18 protein-coding genes are annotated in these 20,847 nt (G+C 64.0%); 9 read left to right on the top strand and 9 right to left on the bottom strand.

Going from position 1 to position 20,847, the window contains the following annotated elements; genetic code table 11:
- Positions 1-14 precede the first annotated feature (14 nt).
- Together AC1PLA_RS16065 and AC1PLA_RS16060 are read left to right on the top strand one after the other, a co-directional pair.
- A complete protein-coding gene (locus AC1PLA_RS16065) occupies positions 15-692 on the top strand; it encodes a response regulator transcription factor (RefSeq protein WP_006448355.1) in 678 nt (225 codons plus the stop codon).
- Positions 685-2,019: a sensor histidine kinase gene (locus AC1PLA_RS16060; protein ID WP_016904089.1), complete on the top strand. Its 1,335-nt coding sequence runs from the start codon at positions 685-687 to the stop codon at positions 2,017-2,019. Before AC1PLA_RS16065 ends, AC1PLA_RS16060 begins: the two co-directional genes overlap by 8 nt.
- Positions 2,020-2,122: 103 nt before the next feature.
- On the opposite strand, the gene AC1PLA_RS16055 is transcribed toward AC1PLA_RS16060, so the two are convergent.
- Genes AC1PLA_RS16055 through AC1PLA_RS16040 form a run of 4 tightly spaced genes read right to left on the bottom strand, consistent with a single transcriptional unit; the run spans position 2,123 to position 5,141 of the window.
- Positions 2,123-2,368 carry a SymE family type I addiction module toxin gene (locus tag AC1PLA_RS16055; RefSeq protein ID WP_425525174.1) on the bottom strand — a complete coding sequence of 82 codons (246 nt, stop codon included), beginning with the start codon at positions 2,366-2,368 and terminating at the stop codon, positions 2,123-2,125.
- Positions 2,369-2,377: 9 nt separating this feature from the next.
- Positions 2,378-3,001 (bottom strand): dephospho-CoA kinase, encoded by a 624-nt coding sequence (coaE, locus tag AC1PLA_RS16050; protein WP_039525803.1) that lies wholly within the window; start codon positions 2,999-3,001, stop codon positions 2,378-2,380.
- Positions 3,002-3,014: 13 nt separating this feature from the next.
- Complete coding sequence (locus AC1PLA_RS16045; protein ID WP_016849610.1) at positions 3,015-3,878, bottom strand: prepilin peptidase; 864 nt, start codon at positions 3,876-3,878, stop codon at positions 3,015-3,017.
- 6 nt (positions 3,879-3,884) lie between these two features.
- Positions 3,885-5,141 carry a type II secretion system F family protein gene (locus tag AC1PLA_RS16040; protein WP_481104920.1) on the bottom strand — a complete coding sequence of 419 codons (1,257 nt, stop codon included), beginning with the start codon at positions 5,139-5,141 and terminating at the stop codon, positions 3,885-3,887.
- Positions 5,142-5,507: 366 nt separating this feature from the next.
- Between AC1PLA_RS16040 and AC1PLA_RS16035 the strand changes: the two genes are divergently transcribed.
- Positions 5,508-5,915, top strand: a complete 408-nt coding sequence (locus AC1PLA_RS16035; RefSeq protein WP_102251438.1) for a pilin — start codon at positions 5,508-5,510, stop codon at positions 5,913-5,915.
- Positions 5,916-6,092: 177 nt separating this feature from the next.
- A complete protein-coding gene (gene pilB, locus AC1PLA_RS16030) occupies positions 6,093-7,829 on the top strand; it encodes a type IV-A pilus assembly ATPase PilB (protein ID WP_102251439.1) in 1,737 nt (578 codons plus the stop codon).
- 466 nt (positions 7,830-8,295) lie between these two features.
- Here the strand turns inward: pilB and AC1PLA_RS16025 are convergent, their stop codons facing one another.
- On the bottom strand, positions 8,296-9,690 hold the full coding sequence (locus AC1PLA_RS16025) for a sigma-54-dependent transcriptional regulator (RefSeq protein WP_047127086.1): 1,395 nt from the start codon (positions 9,688-9,690) through the stop codon (positions 8,296-8,298).
- A gap of 192 nt (positions 9,691-9,882) precedes the next feature.
- Entirely contained in the window at positions 9,883-11,496 is a 1,614-nt protein-coding gene (locus AC1PLA_RS16020; RefSeq protein ID WP_039512337.1) for a sensor histidine kinase, read from the bottom strand.
- A 231-nt stretch (positions 11,497-11,727) separates the two neighbouring features.
- On the opposite strand from AC1PLA_RS16020, the gene sucC reads away from it, so the two are divergent.
- Together sucC and sucD are read left to right on the top strand one after the other, a co-directional pair.
- On the top strand, positions 11,728-12,897 hold the full coding sequence (gene sucC, locus AC1PLA_RS16015) for an ADP-forming succinate--CoA ligase subunit beta (RefSeq protein WP_039519379.1): 1,170 nt from the start codon (positions 11,728-11,730) through the stop codon (positions 12,895-12,897).
- Between the two features lie 24 nt (positions 12,898-12,921).
- Positions 12,922-13,797: a succinate--CoA ligase subunit alpha gene (gene sucD, locus AC1PLA_RS16010; protein WP_011038208.1), complete on the top strand. Its 876-nt coding sequence runs from the start codon at positions 12,922-12,924 to the stop codon at positions 13,795-13,797.
- Positions 13,798-14,012: 215 nt separating this feature from the next.
- On the opposite strand, the gene AC1PLA_RS16005 is transcribed toward sucD, so the two are convergent.
- Entirely contained in the window at positions 14,013-14,954 is a 942-nt protein-coding gene (locus AC1PLA_RS16005; RefSeq protein ID WP_126962625.1) for a LysR family transcriptional regulator, read from the bottom strand.
- A gap of 80 nt (positions 14,955-15,034) precedes the next feature.
- On the opposite strand from AC1PLA_RS16005, the gene AC1PLA_RS16000 reads away from it, so the two are divergent.
- The 3 genes from AC1PLA_RS16000 to AC1PLA_RS15990 all read left to right on the top strand — a co-directional run bounded on the left by AC1PLA_RS16000 (position 15,035) and on the right by AC1PLA_RS15990 (position 18,556).
- Entirely contained in the window at positions 15,035-15,679 is a 645-nt protein-coding gene (locus AC1PLA_RS16000) for a DsbA family protein (RefSeq protein ID WP_164739573.1), read from the top strand.
- Between the two features lie 213 nt (positions 15,680-15,892).
- Positions 15,893-16,714: an MBL fold metallo-hydrolase gene (locus AC1PLA_RS15995; RefSeq protein WP_481104919.1), complete on the top strand. Its 822-nt coding sequence runs from the start codon at positions 15,893-15,895 to the stop codon at positions 16,712-16,714.
- Positions 16,715-16,915: 201 nt separating this feature from the next.
- Complete coding sequence (locus AC1PLA_RS15990; RefSeq protein ID WP_104623781.1) at positions 16,916-18,556, top strand: NAD+ synthase; 1,641 nt, start codon at positions 16,916-16,918, stop codon at positions 18,554-18,556.
- Between the two features lie 9 nt (positions 18,557-18,565).
- On the opposite strand, the gene AC1PLA_RS15985 is transcribed toward AC1PLA_RS15990, so the two are convergent.
- Both AC1PLA_RS15985 and AC1PLA_RS15980 read right to left on the bottom strand, forming a co-directional pair.
- Positions 18,566-19,552, bottom strand: a complete 987-nt coding sequence (locus AC1PLA_RS15985; protein ID WP_481104918.1) for a hypothetical protein — start codon at positions 19,550-19,552, stop codon at positions 18,566-18,568.
- A 324-nt stretch (positions 19,553-19,876) separates the two neighbouring features.
- On the bottom strand, positions 19,877-20,758 hold the full coding sequence (locus AC1PLA_RS15980; RefSeq protein ID WP_053045668.1) for an outer membrane protein assembly factor BamD: 882 nt from the start codon (positions 20,756-20,758) through the stop codon (positions 19,877-19,879).
- Positions 20,759-20,847 lie beyond the last annotated feature (89 nt).

The following is a 20,847-nucleotide window of genomic DNA, read 5'->3' as shown; positions in this document are numbered from 1 at the left end:
CCAATGAGGTTCCAGTGCGAATTCTAGTAATCGAAGACAACAGCGATATCGCCGCCAATCTGGGCGACTATCTCGAAGACCGCGGCCACACGGTGGACTTTGCCGCCGACGGCGTGACCGGCCTGCACCTAGCCGTGGTGCACGAGTTCGACGCCATCGTGCTCGACCTCAACCTGCCCGGCATGGATGGCATCGAGGTGTGTCGCAAGCTCCGCAACGAAGCGCGCAAGCAGACACCGGTGCTGATGCTCACCGCACGCGATTCGCTGGACAACAAGTTGGCCGGTTTTGACTCCGGCGCAGACGACTACCTGATCAAGCCGTTTGCGCTGCAGGAAGTGGAAGTGCGGCTCAACGCGCTGTCGCGTCGTGGCAAGGGCGTGCACACCCGCGTGCTGGAAACCGGCGATCTGGAATACAACCTGGACACGCTGGAAGTGCGTCGCCGCGGCAAGCTGCTGCAGCTCAACCCCACTGCATTGAAGATCCTGCAGTCGCTGATGGAAGCCTCGCCGGCCGTGGTCACCCGCCAGGAGCTGGAAACCCGCGTCTGGGGCGAAGAACTGCCGGATTCGGACTCGCTGCGCGTGCATATCCACGGCCTGCGTGCGGTGGTCGACAAGCCTTTCGATGTGCCGATGATCCAGACCCGTCACGGCATCGGCTATCGCATCGCCTCGCCCGATGCCTGAAAGCAATAACGGCGCGCGGCCCGCCCGCAGGCGCGGCCGCTATCGGCGGCGCCTGCGCAGCCGCATCATCCTGTCGTTCGTGCTGTTGGGCTTCTGCCTGACCACGCTGTTCGCCTTCGCCACCAACTGGGCGCGCTCGCGCGTGGAAAACCAGTTGGTGGAAGACGTGATGAACCGCAATATCGACGCCTTTGCGCAGCGCTTCTATTCCGACCCGCTGCGTAACCCCGACCTGCCGGTGCAGCAGATGCGCGGGCGGGTGGTCAAAAGCGACAAGTTCGAAGCGCTGCGGCTGGAACAGCCGGAGTGGTACCAGTTTCCGGACGGCATCCACACCATCTCCGGCGTGGACGAAAACGGCAACGCGTATTCGTACAAGCTGGCCGTGCGCAAGACGCCGAGCGAGTGGTTCTTCCTCGCCTATGACATGACCCAGACCATCAAGGGCGAGATCCAGCTCAAGCGCACCTTGATGCTTTCGGTGCTGGTGTTCAGCGGCTTCTCGCTGCTGATTGGCTGGTGGTCGGCATCCAAGGTCATGCGCCCGGTGTCGGACCTGGCTGCACGCCTGCGCGCCTATCGCGGCGGCACCAGCGAGCCCAAGCCGCTGGCCGCGCACTTCCCGGACGACGAAGTAGGCCAGCTGGCCGAAGCGCTGGACGATTACTCGGCCCGCCTCACCGAGGTGGTGCAGCGCGATCGCGAATTCAATGCCGACGTCAGCCACGAACTGCGCACCCCGCTGGCGGTGATTCGCGGCGCCACCGAACTGCTGCTCACCAAGCCCAATCTCGACGAAAAGATGCTGCAACGCCTGCAGCGCATCCAGCGCGCCGAACTGCAGTGCAGCGACCTGATCGGCTCGCTGCTGCTGCTCTCGCGCAACGAACGCGGGCAGGGCAGCAGCAACGTCGCTAAGGTGGCTGAGCAACTGATCGACGCGCATCGCGCCCAACTCGGCGGCAAGCAGCTGGAGCTGCTGCTGGAAGGCGAGCGCGACCTGGTCATCGACGCGCCCGAATCTGCTTTGTCGGTGGCGCTGGGCAACCTGATCGGCAATGCGGTCAAGTACACCCAGGACGGCCAGGTACGCGTGCGCGTGCTCGGCGATGCGGTGGAAGTGATCGACTCCGGCCCCGGCCTGAGCGAGGAAGACGCCGCCAAACTATTCCAGCGCGGCTACCGCGGCACCCACGCCGGCCATTCGCAAGGCGGCGGCATCGGCCTGTCGATCGTCAGCCGGCTGTGCGACCTCTACGGCTGGCGCGTCAGCGTGCGCCCAGGCCAGCAGCGCGGCGTCATCGCAACACTAGCCTTCCACCGCTAACCACCACCCGCACTCCCGTAGGAGCGCACCCGGGCGCGACAGCCTTACCCATGACGCCCCCACGCCGGGGGCTTGCAAACAGCAACCACACCCAAAACCCAGCTCAGCGCTCTACCACCGTCACCACCAACTCGCCCGCACGCGCCGTGATCTGCAGCTTGCACCCAACCGCAAACCCCAACTGCTCCAGCCAAATCCCGCGCAAGCGCACGCTGGGAATGCGCTGGCTGTGCGGCCGGCCGGGTTCTGCATCGTAGTAAGGGAGTAATGGATGCCACGCTTCGTGTGCTAACGATCTCGCCGGCGGTAACGGCAGTCGACTGGCCATGGCAGTGTTTTGGGTGCGCAGCCGTAGATGTCAGCGCCCGATTCGATGCGTTTGTAAAATTGCCCTGTAGCTCGCATCCAGGCTTCGCGCTTGTTGCGCCAGTCGGTCCGTGTCGCCTTCGTTGCTGACTACGTCATCGGCAATGGCCAATCGTTGTTCGCGAGATGCTTGCGCGGCAATCATCTGATCGGCAAGCACCGATGTGCTCCCGTCGCGTTGCATCAGGCGAGCATGTTGGAGCGACACCGGCACATCGACGACGAGAATGCGGTCCAGCCAGGCATAGGTCGCTCGTCCGCCCGCTTCGGTCAGCAGGGGAATCGCGACGATCGTATAGGGGCCCACGGCTTCCTGCGCGGCGCGCTGCAGTTCTGCGCGAATGGCCGGGTGGGTGATCGCTTCCAGCGCTTTCCGTTGGGCTGGATCGGCGAAGACGATCTTGCGCAGCGCTTGGCGGTCAAGCGTTCCATCCGGTAACAGGATCTCGCGGCCGAACTGCTCGGTAATGGCGTCGAGAATGGGGCCAGGCGCCACCACCTGCCGTGCAACGATGTCCGCATCGATGACCGGCACACCCAGCTTTTCGAACTCAGCGGCAAGCGCGCTCTTGCCGGAAGCAATGCCGCCGGTGAGGCCGACGATGAAGTCGCTCATCGTCGTGCCCCGGTCAACGCAGGCCTGCGAAGTGCAGGTAGCCGTCCACCAGGTCGTTGCCCCAGAAGAACACCACCCAGCCGGCGATGGCCAGGTAGGGGCCGAACGGGATCGGGGTGGCGCGGTCGCGGCCCTTGGCCACCAGCCAGATCGAGCCGAGGATGGCGCCGACCAGCGAGGAGATCAGGATGATCGGCAGGATGCCTTTCAGCCCGCACCACGCGCCCAGCGCGGCCAATAGCTTGAAGTCGCCGTGGCCCATGCCTTCCTTGCCGGTGAGCTGCTTGAACAGCCACCACACCGTCCACAGCGATACATAGCCGACCGCCGCGCCCAGCAGGGCGGGCTTGGCCGGCATGTAGAGGTTGTCCATCGAGCCGACCAGGCCCAGCCACATCAGCGGCAAGGTCAGCTGGTCCGGCAGCAGCTTGTGGCGCAGGTCGATGCCCGACATCGCCACCAAGAAGCAACTCAGCACAATCGCGCCAAAGCCCTGCCAGCCGAAGCCGAAACGCCAGACGCTGGCCACGCACAGGATTGAGGTCAGCAACTCGACTAATGGGTATTGGATGGAGATCGGCTTGCCGCTGTAGCGTGACTTGCCGCGCAGCATCAGCCAGCTAAAGAGCGGAATGTTCTCCCACCACTTGAGCTTGTCGCCGGTGACCGGGTCGTGCGACGGCTCCACCACGATCCCCGGCGGCGGCGGCTCGTAGATATCCGGCAGCTCCAGGATCTCGCGCGCGTCGCGCCGCCACTGCCACTCCATGCGCTTGGGCAAGCGCAGGATCACCACGTTCAGGAAGCTGCCGATCAGCAGTCCCAGTCCGGCCGCGGCGGGAAAGCCGAGACCGGGATGCTGGTCGAGAAATGCCATTACGTCTTATCCAACTACCGAAGCGAGCTTAAAGATGGGCAGGTACATGCCGATGACCATGCCGCCGACAATGGTACCAATGAATACCATGATCATGGGTTCTAGCAGGCTGCTAAGCGCGTCAACTGCATTGTTAACCTCTTGCTCAAAATACTCGGCAACTTTGAACAGCATTGCATCCAGTGCACCAGCTTCCTCACCAATAGCAGTCATCTGGACAACCATATGCGGAAAGAGGTTGACCTGCTTCATGGCCACATTCACAGGATAACCAACAGAAACATCGTCACGCATGCGCAGCACTGCCTCTTCATAAACCGAGTTGCCCGTAGCACCAGCAACGATACTCAGCGCCTCCACTAAGGGCACGCCGGCTTTGAACGTTACGGCAGTCGTTCTAGCGAAGCGTGCTACGGAGCTGTTGTGCATGATTTGTCCAATAACAGGTACCTTCAAAATGAGCCGATCCATACCATGTTGCATAGCCGGGGACCGCTTATAGGCGAAAATAAGCCCGCCAACAATTCCAACTGCGACGATTAGCAGTGCCCACCAGTAAGAAACCATGAAACGCGACGCATTGACAATCAATTGTGTGAAAGCCGGAAGCTCTGCGCCAAAGCCTTTGAAAACATCTTCAAACTGGGGAACCACCCAGATGAGCAAGATGGAGCTAACTAGCAACGCCACCGCCATCACCATCGCAGGATAGAACAGGGCTTTTTTGATCTTGCCCTTGAGCGCCTCGATGTTTTCTTTGTAGTTAGCTATGGTATCAAGGACCGTCTCTAAAACACCCGCGCTTTCGCCTGCTCGAACCAAGTTTCGATAAAGTTCGTCAAACTGAACTGGATGTTTGCTGATTGCTTCGTGGAGCGAAGAGCCGCCTTCAATGTCAATACGGATCTGGCCGATCATTGTGCGCATGCGGGGATTCTTTTGACCACTGCCGATGATCTCAAGGGCCCCTACAATGGGGACGCCAGATTTCATCATCGTTGCCATTTGTCGGCTGAAGAACGAAATGTCTTTGGCAGTAATCTTCTTGCCTGCTGCACCAAACAATGGCTTCGGCTTGACCTTGACCACAGTTGGATTGATGCCTTGACGGCGGAGTTCTGCGCGCAGCAAATTGGCGTTTCGGGCAGTTTGCTCACCCTTCATCTTCACGCCGCGCTTGTCTGTGCCTTCCCACACAAACGGACTCATCTGATCGGCAGTTGTTGCCGGTTTTTTCTTGATTGCACTGCGCACTGCCGACATTAGCTATCCCCAGCCGCCATCCCCAGGCGGATACAAGCGGGATGTTAGCCGGTTCCAGATCATCTGGCATCCTCGTCTTTCCGCAGGGTCTGAGGAGGGGGGGCGATAGATGGTAGTGAAAGTGACACTGTGCGTCAGCTTATGACTCGAGCCGTCCGAGTTCCTAGCCGGTCGCAGATCCGTCACAAAGTAGATGCGTCTCTCACAAGATTGGGCATCATTTGCTCCGGGGGGATTTACGGGGGACATGTCGACGAGTTGGCATGATTCCTGCTTTGACTGCCCTGCACGTGGCAACCGTCGCGCGGCGCCCAGGGGAAGTGGCCCGTGGGCGGATAACTTCACAAAAAACTCTAGGGGATACCTATGAAGAAGCAACAAGGTTTTACGCTGATCGAACTGATGATCGTTGTGGCGATCATTGCAATCCTGGCTGCAATCGCGCTTCCGGCTTATCAGGATTACGTAGTGAAGTCGCAGGCGGCCTCGGCCCTTGCTGAAATCACCCCCGGCAAGGTTGGGTTCGAACAGGCAACCAACGAAGGTAAGACTCCTAGCACCGCAACTGCCGATGCCGGTTTCATTGGTGTTGGTCCCACCACCTCTTACTGCACTGTGGCCCTTACCGCTACGACGATCACTTGCACGACCAAGGGTGGTAATGCCACCAAGTTCAATGACAAGACACTGACTTGGACGCGTGACGCCGCAACTGGCTTGTGGAGCTGTGGTTCTAACCTTGATGCTAAGTACAAGCCGGGCAAGTGCACCTGATACCAGCGTTGATAGTACTTTTTTTTAGTACTGGATAAAAACGGCCCTGCAGGAAGCTGCAGGGCCGTTTTGCTTGAAGAAATCCGCAGCTGCTAGGCGAAAGGTTCGGATCTATGTGAGGTCTTCAAGCAGCCTGGTATATGCTCATCATTAACCATGATTCGGCGAGCAAGAGCTATGAGTCTAGCGGGAACTGCTAATTTGGTTGGAATAACTGGCATTGCAAGGCGCCTCGTTCAGGACGGGGTGCTTGACGAGGTGCTAGCCCGTTCTGCAATGGAGCAGGCTACTTTGGCCAAGATTCCCTTGCCGCAGTGGTTCGCCGAGAAGAAACTGGTATCTGCAGCGCAGTTGGCTGCGGCCAATGCAGTCGAGTTCGGCATGCCCCTGATGGACGTGTCCGTTTTCGACACCAGCCAGAACGCGGTCAAGCTGGTCAGTGAAGAGTTGCTCCAGAAGTACCAGGTGCTGCCGCTGTTCAAGCGCGGCAATCGGTTGTTCGTGGGGGTGAGCAACCCGACCCAGACTAGGGCGCTGGACGACATCAAGTTCCATACCAACCTGGTGGTCGAGCCGATCCTGGTCGACGAGGACCAGATCCGTCGCACCTTGGAGCAATGGCAAGCCAGCAATGCGGCGCTTGGCTCTTCGCTCGGTGACGACGATGAGGGGATGGGCGACCTGGACGTGTCGGCCGGGGACGAGGACATGGGCGCCGGCGGGGATTCCGGGGTCGATGCCAAGGGCGACGACACGCCGGTGGTGAAGTTCGTCAACAAGGTGCTGGTGGATGCGATCCGGCGGGGAGCCTCCGACATCCACTTCGAGCCCTATGAGGACGACTACCGGGTGCGCTTGCGGATCGATGGGCTGCTGAAGAATGTGGCCAAGGCACCCGTGAAGCTGAACCAGCGCATCGCGGCGCGTCTAAAGGTGATGTCGCAGCTGGATATCGCCGAGAAGCGAGTGCCGCAGGACGGGCGCATCAAGCTCAACCTGTCCAAGACCAAGCAGATCGACTTCCGCGTGAGCACCTTGCCGACCTTGTTCGGCGAAAAGGTGGTGTTGCGTATCCTGGACGGCAGCGCGGCCAAGCTGGGCATCGAGAAGCTGGGCTACGAGGCGGACCAGCAGAAGCTGTTCCTGGAGGCGATCCACAAGCCGTACGGGATGGTGCTGGTGACCGGGCCGACCGGTTCGGGCAAGACGGTGTCGTTGTACACGGCACTCGGCATCCTCAACGACGAGACGCGCAACATCTCCACCGCCGAGGATCCGGTGGAAATCCGTTTGCCCGGCGTCAATCAGGTGCAGCAGAACAACAAGCGCGGCATGACCTTTGCCGCGGCGCTGCGTTCGTTCCTGCGCCAGGACCCGGACATCATCATGGTCGGCGAAATCCGCGACCTGGAGACGGCCGAGATTGCGATCAAGGCCGCGCAGACCGGTCACATGGTGCTGTCCACGCTGCACACCAACGATGCGCCGCAGACCATCGCGCGTTTGATGAACATGGGCATCGCGCCTTACAACATTACTTCGTCGGTGACCTTGGTGATCGCGCAGCGTCTGGCGCGGCGCCTGTGCAACAACTGCAAGCGCAAATCGACCTTGCCCGAGCATGCGTTGCTGGCCGAAGGCTTCACGCCTGCGCAGATCGCTGCCGGGATCGAGCTGTATGAGGCGGTCGGTTGCGACGAGTGTACCGAAGGCTACAAGGGCCGTACCGGTATCTACCAGGTGATGCCGATGACCGACGAGATCGGCGCGATCGTGCTGGAAGGCGGTAACGCCATGCAGATTGCCGAGGCGGCACAGAGTATCGGCATCCGCGACCTGCGTCAGTCGGCGCTGGTCAAGGCCGCGCACGGGGTGACCAGCCTGGCCGAGATCAACCGGGTGACGAAGGACTGAGTGCTGGGATTTGGGGGTTCGGGATTTGGGATTCGCAAGAGCCCCCGACCGGCGGGCTGGGCAGCTGTCTGTCTTGGATCGTTACTGGCGAACTGCATCAGGTGGACTGGATGAAGGTCGCGCGGGTGATCAGTCTGGCCGAGATCAATCGGGTGACCAAGGATTAAGGCCGGTAATTGGGAATCGGGATCGGGGAATCGGAAAAGCTGGCTACGGCGGTAATCCTTTTCACCCAAGCTTTTGCTCACCGGTTTTGGCGAGACTTGGCAAAGTTGCGAAGCCCCCAAAAAAACGGCGCTTCCTCGTAAGGGAAGCGCCGTTTTTATTAGGGGAACAGCATCCGGCCATGAATGCCGTCCTCTAAGGTCCTCGAGGCGTAGAAGCCAGAACAGAGCCGTCAAAGCAACTAAACACGGTCAACCCGCTTTTACGATTCCCGATTCCCCAATCCCGACTCCCGGCTCTTCTACTCCATCCCCAACTTCTTCAACTTGTAACGCAACGCCCGAAACGTGATGCCCAGCTGCGCGGCGGTCTTGGTCTTGTTCCAGCGGTTTTCTTCCAGCGCCTTCTGGATCGCGGCGCGCTCCAGTTGCTCGATGTAGGAGGGCAGGGCGGCCGAGGCGGGGTCGATGTCGACCACTGCTTCGCGGGGCTCGACGGCGGCGCTGCCGGGGGTGGCGGCGAGGCGATGGCCGCCGTGGGCGGGCAGGCGCAGGTCGCTGGCGCTGATCTGGTCGTCTTCGGCCAGGGCCAGGGCGCGTTCGAGGATGTTTTCCAGCTCGCGCACGTTGCCCGGGAAGCCGTACTGGTCCAGCGCGTCGAGCGCGGACTGGGTCAGCAGCGGAATCGGCCGGCCGTGGCTATGTGCCAGGCGCGCGATGATGGCCGCGGCCAGTTGCGGCAGGTCGCCGCCGCGTTCGCGCAGCGGCGGCACGCGCAGTTCGATGACGTTGATGCGGTAGTACAGGTCGTGGCGGAAACGGCCGTCGGAGACCAGGTCGCCCAGGTTCTTGTGGGTGGCCGAGAGAATGCGCACGTCCACCAGCGACTCGCTGGAGGCGCCCACCGGGCGCACCGATTTTTCCTGGATCGCGCGCAGCAGCTTGACCTGCATCTGCAGCGGCAATTCGGCCACCTCGTCTAGAAACAGCGTGCCGCCATGCGCGGCCTGGAACAGGCCGGGCTTGTCGGCATGCGCGCCGGTGAAGCTGCCCTTCTTGTGGCCGAAGAACTCGCTTTCCATCAGCTCGGCGGGAATGGCGCCGCAGTTGACCGGCACGAACGGGCCGGCCGCGCGTGCGCCTTGCTCATGGATGGTGCGGGCGACCAGCTCCTTGCCTACGCCCGATTCGCCGACGATGTAGACCGGCGCCTGGCTGCGCGCGACCTTGCCGATGGTGGCGCGCAGGCTTTCCATCGCACTGGAATCGCCGAGCAGGCGGCTGGCCTGTTCCGGTGGCGGCGGTGGCGGGGCCGGGCGGTCGCGGTTATTCAATTCCAGCGCGTGCTTGACCAGGCCACGCAGTACGCTGATGTCCACCGGCTTGCTGACGAAGTCGAAGGCGCCGGCCTTCAAGGCTTCCACCGCCAGGTCCATGCTGCCGAACGCGGTGATCATCGCCACCGGGGTCTGCGGATAGTGCTTGGCGATTTCGGTAACCAGTTCGATGCCGTTGCCGTCAGGCAACCGCATGTCGGTCAGGCACAGGTCGTAGGGATTGTTGGCCAGCAGCTCGCGCGCTTCGGCCAGGTTGGCGGCGGTGCTGATGCGCAGGCCCATCCGGCCCAGGGTGAGAACAAGCAGTTCGCGAATGTCACGCTCGTCATCGACAACCAGGGCACTTTTCGGTTCGTTCATGTGGCGCACGATAGCCCACGGCGATGACCGTCGACAATTGCCGGTCGGGTCCGGGCGTAACGATTCACGTGATTACACGATGGTGCGCGGGCGCAGCACGATGCGCAGCAGCTGGCCGCATGGACACGATCGCAGCGCCCTTGCAGGCAGCTGCGCAACTGGCTTGCTCCAGGAGTGACGCAACGCTCCCGCTCATTTCCCGAGCAGGCTATTGGGCCCCTGCAACAGGATCCGGAAACAGGCGCCGCCGCCCGGCACCGACACGTAGTCCAGTTGCGCCTGGTTGGCGCGGCACAGTTCCTGGGCGATATACAGGCCCAGCCCGGTGCCGTGTTCGGAGGTGGTGTAGAACGGGCGGAACAATTGCGCGGCCACCGTCTCCGGGATGCCGGGGCCGCGGTCGACCACGTCGATCACTGCCATGCGCTCCATGCGCTCCACGCGCAGTTTCACCCGCGCCGGTTCGTCCATGACCCGGCCGTACTTGAGCGCGTTGTGCACCAGCGCGGTCAGGATCTGGTGCAGGTGCTTGGGGTCGATCAAGGCATGCACGGCATTGCCCTGGATGCTGGCCTCCAGGATGTCGGTCTCCATCGACAAAGTCTGCCGGTACTCGACCACGAAGCGGCGCACGAAGGCTGCCAGATCCAGGTTGTCCGGGCTTGCGCGCTCGCGGCGGGCCAGCGCGAGCACGCTTTCGACGATGCCGTTGGTGCGCTGGCATTGCTGGTGGATGATCTGCAGCAGGCGGCGGTCGGCATCGCCGATGTCCGGGGATTCCTCCAGCAGCTGCGAGGCGTAGCTGATCGCCGCCAGCGGGTTGCGGATCTCGTGTGCCAGGCTGGCCGAAAAGCGCCCCATCGCCGACAGCGTGAGCGATTCGGCGCGCCGCGACACCACGCTGGCATCGTCCAGAAATACCAGCACCAGGTCGCTGTCGGCGAGCAGCCGCACGAAGCGTGGCTGCACTTCCGGGCGGTCGGCGCCCAGTTGCAGCGGTGCCTCTTCCTCGCGCCAGCCGCTGCGCCAGCGCTGCAGGCGGCGCGACAGTTCGGGCGTGAGCGCGGCCAACGACAGGTCGACCGGGGCGTTGCGCTGGTCGCCGTCGCCGAGCAGCGCCAGCGCCGCCTCGTTGGCCAGGGTGATGTGGCTATGGGTGTCGACCACCAGCACGCCGGTGCGCATGCGGCGGATGATCAGTTCGTTGATCTCGTAGAGGTTGGCAACCTGCGCGCCGCGTTCTTCGGCCAGTACCTGGTTGCGACGCGCACGCGAGCCGATCTGTTCGCAGATGAAGGCCACCGCGACATAGCTGGTGGCGAACATGGCCAGTTCGGCGACCGGGCGGGCGGCACCGCCGCCTTCGAGCAGGGTCCACAGGTATTCCAGCACGATGGCGCCGCTGGCGAGCACCGCGATGCTCATGCCGTAGCGCAGGCGCAGCAGGATCGAGGCAGCGGCGACATTGAACAGCAGCATCATCGCGATGCCGGCGCTGGCGCCGGGCAGCGCATGCGTGGCCAGGGTCGCGGCGGCGATGTCGGCCAGCACCGAACAGAACACGGTGGTGGTCAGCCGGCGCTCGCTGCGGCCCCAGAACAGCAGCGGGATCGCCACCGATAGATAGCCGATCGCCACGCCGGCCGCCAGGCGCGGGTAACGCGGCTCCGGGATCGCGTCGGACAGGGGACTGAACACCAGGGCGGCGATCAGCCCGGCCACCAGCACCCGGTACAGCGAAAAGAAGTACAGCTCGCGCTGCGGCGCGGACTGGATCCGGTCGATAAGCGATGGGCTGGATGGCAAGCCGATTCCCCGCTGGAGCAAGCCGCGAGTATAGGCAGGTGCGCGGCCCGCGCAGCGCTTGCGCACAGTGCCGGCCTCCACGCAAGCGCCGCAAACGGCGGGCCACGCGCGCCGACTTTTGCGCCGCACGGCGTGGTCGGCCACAATAGGCGGCCCGTTCGCGTCTCTTGACGTGCCGCCCAGGCGGTCTGCGTTGCACGCAGCGGTCGTTTCCTTTTCCCACGGTGACGCATGAATTTCCACGAATACCAGTCAAAACAGCTGCTTGCCGAGTACGGCATCCCCGTTCCGGCCGGCAAGGTCGCGGCGACCCCGGACGAAGCGGTTGAAGTCGCCAATTCCCTGGGCAAGGGCCCCTGGATGGTGAAGGCGCAGATCCACGCGGGCGGTCGCGGTAAGGCTGGCGGCGTCAAGTTCTGCAAGACCACCGACGACGTGAAGGCCGCAGCGGCCAAAATGCTCGGCACCAAGATGTCGACCTACCAGACCGCCGGCGTCGAGCTGCCGATCAACCTGGTGCTGGTGACCACCGCCGGCGAGATCGTCAAGGAGCTGTACCTGTCGATCCTGGTCGACCGCGGCACCAAGACCATCACCTACATCGCGTCCAGCGAGGGTGGCGTGGAGATCGAGCAGGTCGCCGCCGAGACGCCGGAGCTGATCCACTCGCTCAACGTCGATTTCGTCGAAGGCGTGCAGGGCTACCACGGCCGCGATTTCGGCTTCAAGCTCGGCCTGACCGCCAAGCAGGCCGGCCAGTTCGCCAGCATCATGGTGAACCTGTATCGCCTGTTCAACGAAAAGGATCTGGCGCTGGTTGAAATCAACCCGCTGGCGATCCTGGACGACGGCAACCTGTACGCACTGGACGGCAAGTTCGACAGCGACGACAACGCCGCGTTCCGTCAGAAGCAGCTGATCGCCATGCGCGACAAGACGCAGGAAGACGAGACCGAAGTGACCGCGTCGGAGCTGGACATCAACTACGTCACCATGGACGGCAACATCGGTTGCATGGTCAACGGCGCAGGCCTGGCCATGGCCACCATGGACGTGATCAAGCTCAACGGCGGCGAGCCGGCGAACTTCCTGGACGTGGGCGGCGGTGCCAACAAGCAGCGCGTCATCGAGGCGTTCAAGCTGATCCTGTCCTCGGACAAGGTCGAAGGCATCTTCGTCAACATCTTCGGCGGCATCGTCCGTTGCGACATGATTGCCGAGGGCATCATCGCTGCGGTCAAGGAAGTGGGCGTCAAGGTCCCGGTCGTGGTGCGCCTGGAAGGCACCAATGTGGAAGAAGGCAAGCAGCTGCTGCGCGACAGCGGCATGGCCATCATCCCGGCCGACAACATCAACGACGGTGCCAAGAAGGTCGTCGAAGCTGTCAAGAACGCCGCCTGATCCACGACACCGAAGGAACTATCCATGTCCGTTTTGATTAACAAGAACACCAAGGTGATCGTTCAGGGCTTCACCGGCCAGCAGGGCACCTTCCACGCCACTCAGATGATCGAGTACGGCACCCAGGTCGTCGGCGGCGTGACGCCGGGCAAGGGCGGCACCACGCATATCGACCTGCCGGTGTTCAACACCGTGGCCGATGCCGTGCAGAGCACCGGCGCCGATGCGTCGGTGATTTACGTGCCGCCGCCGTACGCGGCCGATGCGATCCTGGAAGCGGCCGCGGCCGGCATCAAGGTCATCGTCTGCATCACCGAGGGCATCCCGGTGCTGGACATGCTGCGCGTCAAGAACGTGCTGACCCGCTCGCATCCGGACACCGTGCTGATCGGGCCGAACTGCCCCGGCGTGATCACCCCGGGCGAGTGCAAGATCGGCATCATGCCGGGCCACATCCACAAGCCGGGCAAGATCGGCATCGTGTCGCGTTCGGGCACCCTGACCTATGAAGCGGTCAAGCAGACCACCGAAGTGGGCCTGGGCCAGAGCACCTGCATCGGTATCGGTGGCGACCCGATCAACGGCCTGAACTTCGTCGACTGCCTCAAGCTGTTCAACGAAGACCCGCAGACCGAAGGCATCATCATGGTTGGCGAAATCGGTGGCGACGCCGAGGAAGCCGGTGCCGAGTACATCAAGCAGTTCGTGAAGAAGCCGGTGGTCGGCTTCATCGCCGGTGCGTCGGCGCCGGCCGGCAAGCGCATGGGCCACGCCGGTGCGATCGCATCGGGCGGCAAGGGCACTGCTGAAGGCAAGTTCGCGGCGATGGAAGCCGCCGGCGTCAAGACCGTCCGTTCGCCGGGCGATCTGGGTGCGGCGATTGCTGCGCTGGTGAAGTAAGCACGCCGCGCGCGCAAGCGCGTAGCGTCGGAAAGGCCGCCTTCGGGCGGCCTTTTTTGTGGCTAGCCACTGTAGCCAGCGGTCTGTGGCGAGTCATTTGTTGCAATGGCCGACGTGGCCATTGCCGTGGTCAATGGCTGGGGAGGAGCGTCTTCGCCGGCCGCCGTTGCCTGTCGCGACTTGGCGGTGGATTCGATCGGCTTGCAGCGTTCGATTCAAAGCTCGTGCTGTTGCGCATTGAGCTCAAGCAACAGTTCCACGAACGCGCGCACCTTTGCCGGTCGAAAGCGCGTTGCCGGAAACACGGCGTGGATGCCGCCGGACGGCAACTGCCACTGCGGCAGCACATGCAGCAAGCGACCGGCAGCCAGATCGTCGGCGACCACATAATCGGGCAGTACCGAGATGCCTGCGCCCTGGTACACCGCCTCGCGCACGGCGAGGGTGGCGTCGAGAAAGATGCCCGGCTGCACGTCCACACTCTGCGGCGCATGCGTGGCGTGCGCGAATTGCCAGCGTTGGTGATCGCGCAATGCAGTGTTCGCCACGAAGGGCAGGGTGGCGACGTCCTGCGGCGATGCGATTCGGGTCAGCTGCGCGGCCATCGCGGAAGGGGCCACCAGCAACTGTCGAAATGCGCCGATCTTGCGTGCCTGCAGGCTGCTTTCGGCCAGCCAGCCGGCGCGGATCGCAAGTTCGATGTTGGCCGTCATCAGGTCCAGGGTCTGGTCGCTGAGGATCGCGTCGACCTTGCAGGCCGGATGGCGCCGGGTGAAGGCTGCGATCGCCGGCACCACCACGCGCACGCCGTAGTCCAGCGGGGCGGTGAGCCGGAGCAGCCCGGACGGTTCGGCGGCGGTGTCGGTGAGTGCGTCGAAGGCGTCGTCGGTATCGCGCAGGATGGCCGCGCAGCGCTGGTAGAACGCCTGCCCGAGTTCGGTGGTGCGCACCCTGCGGGTCGTGCGCACCAGTAGCGAGGTGCGGCATTCGCGCTCCAGGCGGGCGACCTGCTGGCTCACCACCGCCTTGGTGATGCCCAGGCGCTCAGCGGCCGCCGTGAACGAGCCGGTGTCCACCACTGCGACGAAGTAGGCCAGGCGGCGCAGATTGCCCACGCCGCCTGGTGCGGTCTCGCTCCGATTGTATGTCTTTGGCATACGGTATGTTTATGGCGGGTGGATTTAAGAGTCAATGGCGCGGGCCTAGGATGCCTTCCTCGCCACCGGATACCGCTGCCATGTCCACTGCCGTTCACTACATTTACGACCCGCTATGCGGCTGGTGCTATGGCGCTATCGCGGTGGTGTCGGCGTTGCAGGCACGGGCCGATGTCGCGCTGCAACTACTGCCAGCCGGGCTGTTTCTGGGCGCCGGCGCTAGGGCGATGGACGACACCTTCGCCGGCTACGCCTGGTCCAACGACCAACGCATCGCACAGCTGACCGGCCAGGGTTTCAGCGCCCAGTATCGGCAGCGCGTGCTCGGCAATCGTCAGCAGCGCTTCGATAGCGGTCCGGCGACGTTGGCACTGACGGCGGTGGCGCGTGTCGCTCCGTCGCGCGAAGTGCAGGTGCTGGGGGCCATCCAGCGGGCGCGTTATGTCGAGGGCGACGATGTGACCGCGCTGGGCACGCTGGTGGGCCTGCTGCAATCGCTTGGGCTGGAGCAGGCCGCAAAGCAGATCGCCGCGCCGGATGCGCAGCTGCTGGCGCTGACACAGTCCCGCATCGACCAGGCGCTGGAGCTGTTGCAGGAATTCGATGTGCGCGGCGTGCCGACGCTGGTTGCGCAGTCGTCTGGCAAGCGGTGGTTGCTGGATGTTGGGGCGGGTTATGGGAACCCCGATGTCGTCCTGCGGCAGTTGGATGCCGGGCATTTTTAGGCGTCTGGGTGACTGGTTTCTCGCCATGGGGTTGGCTTTCTTGCAGCTGACCTTTCCCCACACACGTCTCCGGTGACTTGGCTTTCTTCCGCCGCATCCTCACCTCAACCATCGCCATCCTCGAAGGCCAAAACAATGCCAACCCGACGAGACGTCATCAAAACCCTGGCCGTTGCGAGTGTCGCAACCGCCTTCCCTGGAGCGAATACCGCCATGGCTGCACCGACCACACTGACGTATCAACATTTCCCCGCCGGCGAGCACGGTTTCTTCCGCGCGCCGGTGCTGATTTCCGGCGCGCGCGATGCGGTGCTGATCGATGGCGGCTTCACCCTGCCCGACGGCAAGGCGCTGGCCGAGGCGATCCGCGCCAGCGGCAAGACGCTGACCACCATCTACATCAGCCAGAGCGACCCGGACTACTACTTCAGCCTGGCGCCGATCAAGGCTGCCTTCCCCGAGGCGCGCGTCATCGCCGCCTCGGCCACCATCGCGGCGATCAAGGGCAATGTCGAAAAGAAACTGACCACCTGGGGCCCGCAGCTGAAGGAAAACGGCCCGCAGCGCCTGGCCGACATCGTCATGCCGGAGGCCTTCGATGGCCCTGTGATCACACTGGAAGGCCAGGCGCTGGAGATCGTGGAGGCCGACGGTCTGGCCAACCGACGCTATGTCTGGGTGCCTGCGCTGAAGGCGATCTTCGGTGGCGTGCTGGTGTTCTCCGGCACGCATGTGTGGACCGCCGATACGCGCGGCGCCGAAGGCCGTGCCGCCTGGCGCAAGACGCTGGAGCGCATGGCGGCGCGTTCGCCATCGGTGGTCGTGGCCGGCCATCTGCTGCCGGGCGCGCCCACCGATGCCTCGGCCATCGCCTACACGCGCGATTATCTGCTGGCCTTCGAGCAAGAGCTGGCCAGGCACAGCAACAGTGCCGACCTGATCAAGGCCATGACCACGCGCTACCCCGATGCCGGCATGACGGTGGCATTGCAGATCGGCGCCAAGGTCGCCACCGGCGAGATGCAGTGGGGTTGATGCGATAACGACGCAGCCGGACATCATCCGCGCAGGCGCCGTGCATGCAGCGGACGCGTAACACCCAGGCGCGGCAGATCCCTGCACGCCGCTGCGCTTCTGGAATAATGCAGGCTTGGCGGCGACGCCGGTCTGCATCCCGGTCTGTTGCGGGATGCGGCGCAGCCACGCCTTCCCCGCTGCATTCGCATAGGCCTTCCAATGTCCCAGACGCTCCGCATCGCCATGGCGCAGTTCGACTTCCCGGTCGGCGCCGTGGCGCGCAATACCGATCGCATCATCGACTTCATCGCGGCAGCGCGCGACGAGTTCGATGCGGACATCGTGCTGTTTCCCGAGCTGGCGATCAGCGGCTACCCGCCGGAAGATCTGCTGCTGCGGCCCGGTTTTCTCGCCCATTGCCAGGAAGCGCTGGCCCGCATCGCCGCCAGTACGCGCGGCATCGTGGCGGTGGTGGGCTGGCCGCAGAGTGCCGGCAGTGTGGTCTACAACGCCGCCAGCGTGTTGCGCGAGGGGCGTATCGAGGCGACGTATCGCAAGCGCGAACTGCCCAATTACGCAGTATTCGACGAGCGCCGCTACTTCGACGTGGACCCGGATGGCGACAACTGCGTGGTCACGGTCAAGGGCGTGCAGGTGGGCGTGGTGATCTGCGAGGACCTGTGGTTTGCCGAGCCGCTGGCCAGGACCGTGCAGGCCGGCGCCGAGCTGGTGCTGGTGCCCAATGCCTCGCCCTACGAGCGCGGCAAGCATGCGCAGCGCGATGCCCTGCTGGCCGAGCGCACCCGTGAGAGCGGGGCGGCGATTGCCTACCTCAACGTGGTCGGCGGCCAGGACGCGCTGGTGTTCGACGGCGCATCGGTGGTGGCCGATGGCGACGGTACCGTGCATCCGGCCGCTGCCGCCTTCGTCGATCAGTGGCTGGTGGTGGACTACGCCGCCGGCGAGCGCAGTTTCACCCCGGTAGTGTGGGTGGACGATGGCGACGAGAGCATGGATGCGCTGGCTTGGCGCGCCGTGGTGCGCGGCCTGCAGGACTATTGCCGCAAGAACGGCTTCAGCAAGGTCTGGCTGGGCCTGTCCGGCGGCATCGATTCGGCGCTGGTGCTGGCGATGGCGGTCGATGCGCTGGGCGGCGACAACGTCACCGCGGTGCGGCTGCCCTCGCGCTACACCGCCAACCTGTCCAACGATCTGGCCGACGAGCAATGCAGCGCGCTGGGCGTCAAGCTGGAAACCATCGCGATCGAGCCGGCGTTCGAAGGCCTGCTCGCCGCGCTGGGGCCGATGTTCGAAGGCACCCAGCCGGACATCACCGAAGAGAACCTGCAGTCGCGCAGCCGCGGGGTGATCCTGATGGCGCTGTCCAACAAGTTTGGCGGGCTGCTGCTGACCACCGGCAACAAGAGCGAATACGCGGTGGGGTACGCCACCATCTACGGCGACATGTGCGGCGGCTACGCCCCGCTCAAGGACCTGTACAAGACCGAAGTGTTTGGCCTGGCCAAATGGCGCAATACCGTAGGCGGGGCGCCGGTGATTCCGCCGGCCGTGATTTCGCGCCCGCCCTCGGCCGAGTTGCGCGACAACCAGACCGACCAGGATTCGCTGCCGCCGTACGATGTGCTGGACGGCATCCTGTACCGCTACGTTGACCAGGAACAGTCGCGCGACGACATCGTTGCGGCCGGCTATGCCGCCGACACGGTCGAGCACGTGCTGCGGCTGGTGCGGCTCAACGAATGGAAGCGCCACCAAGCCGCGCCCGGGCCCAAGGTGTCGCGGCGCGCGTTCGGCCGCGAGCGGCGTTACCCGATCACCAATGGCTATTCCGGCCAGTAGCCCGAACGGCTATTGCGGTCGGTCGCCCGGCGCATCGGCTGCCGCTGCGGTGGCCGGTGCTTGGGCGAAGCGGGTGAGCAGGTCCAGGGTCGGCTTGGGCCGGGTCAGGTCGTACATCAGGCCGAAATGGCCTTCGGCGCCCTGGATGGTGGTCTGGTCCAGCAATTCGTAGACGTTCACCTCGGACACCACGTCGGCATAGTTGTCGCGCACGTTGCGCAGCAACTGCGCCAGGCTGTCGTAGCAGCCGCGGTCGCCTTCCGCACCGCCGGTGGTGTTGCCGGTGTAGATCTCCGCACAGTTGAGTTCGTTGAAAAATACCGGGGTCTTGTAGGTCTGCGCCGCCGTGCGTAGCTGGGCCAGGTACAACGCGCTCCAGTAGCCGGCATCCTGGTGGAAGGCGTAGTAGTGGAAGCTGATGTGGTCGAAATTGAAGCCGGCCGCCTTGGCCTTGGCCAGGAACCACAGCGAGCCATTGCGATCACCGGGGCAGCGTGCGTTGGCGCTGCGGTCGTCGCTGTTGCAGGCGGTGATGTTGATAGTGAAGCGCAGGCCGGCGCCCAGTTCGTTGGAGGCCTGGCGCATGCCCAGGTACATCGTGGTCATTGCCGCGATGCGGGCATCGGCCTCGGCGCGCACCAGATCCTGTTCGTTGCCGATCTCCCACACCTTGATGTCGGCCGCATAGCGGCGTGCCAGCTGGTAGCCGATCTCGCGCGACATCGGGTAGACCATCGGGCGCAGCGTGATGCCGTATTTGCGCGCCAGCGGGACCAGCGCATCCAGCGTTGCGTAATCGCGCGGGTCCACATCGAAGCGGTAGCTGCGCAGATTGCGTGCGGCCAGCAGCTGGAAGCGGGCCTCGGCCTGGGCCATGGAATAGCCGGGGCGATTGTCGTGGGCGTTGACGCCGTAGACGATCGGCGCCGCAGTGGCGGTGGTGGTCATCGCCGCCAGCAACAGGGCGAGCAGGAACGGGACGATGCAGCGGGACATGCGGCCTCCTGGGCGGGCGCCAGCGGGGAGTCGGGTCTTCTTCAGGGCCGAGTATAGGCAGCGCACAGGCGCGGTTCGGTGACCTGGTGCCGGGTCTGGCGAGGTGCCTGCAGCTGTCGCAGGCAGGCGCGCCCCGCGTTGCGGGAGAGGGTGGGACGCTGGCGCGGAGTGCGGGACGGCCGATCTCCCGGTCGATCAGGCGTCATTGTCGCCAGGCATCGCGAGTGCCTGCGGCAGCCGGCGCGCCGTCACCGCCGCAGGCGCGTTGCCGCAATAAAAAAGGGGCCTTGCGGCCCCTTTCTCATCACACCGGCGACTGATGTCTCAGTCGCGGCTCATCTGTGCGTTGCGCTGACCGGTGGCGGCGGACTTCTCGCCGGCGAACGGGTTGAGCTTGCGGAGGGCCCAGGGATACTTCGGCCAGTCGCCGGTCAGCCACGGATGCTGCGGGCTGTTGAGCTCCAGCACGCGGCGTGCGTCGGCGGCCAGGGTCTTGTTTCCCAGGTGGGTGTAGGCCTCGGCCAGCACCGCGACCGCGTCGTATTGGTAGGCACTCTGCGGATAGGTTTCCAGCAGGTAATTGGCACGACCGGCCGCCGAGACCCAGGCATTGCGCCGCAGGTAGTACAGCGCATTGTCCAGTTCATGCTGGGCGAACACGTCGCGCAGCTCGATCATGCGCTTGCGCGCATCCGGCGCGTAGCGGCTGTTCGGGTAGCGGTCGGTGACGGTGTTGAAGTCGTTGTAGGCCTGCTGCGGCGAGGACAGATCGCGGCGGCTCGGATCCAGCGACCACACGCGGCGCAGGAACACCGTGTCGCGGTTGCTGTTGGCCAGCCCGCGCAGGTAGTACAGATACGAGATGTTGCGATGGGTGGGATAGGTCCGGATGAAGCGGTCGACGCTGGAGACGGTGTCGTCGTGCTTGCCGGCCTTGTACTGGGCATAGGCGGTTTCGATCATCGCCTGCTCGGTGTACGGGCCGTACGGGTACTGGGCGATCAGGCGCTTGTAGCTGGCTTCGGCGCCGGCCCAGTTGCCTTTCTCCATCAGGCCGTGGCCCTTGCCGTAGAGCTGCTCGACCGGCATGCCCTCATCGGGATTCTTGTCTTTGGCGCCGCGGTGGCAGCCGGTGACGACGAACGCCATGACCAGCATGAGGGCAATCAGGCGCGCAGGCGCGGAAAACGTGGACCGTCGGATCATGGGTCTGGGCAGGACGCATCAGGAAAACGAGAGCGCGATGATAGCCTAGTGGCCTGTCCGGCGACTGACTCCCGCCGCCCGGACCGCCA

The organism is Xanthomonas sp. NCPPB 1826 (genome assembly GCF_056725285.1).
This window is presented reverse-complemented; position numbering and strand designations above follow the sequence as displayed.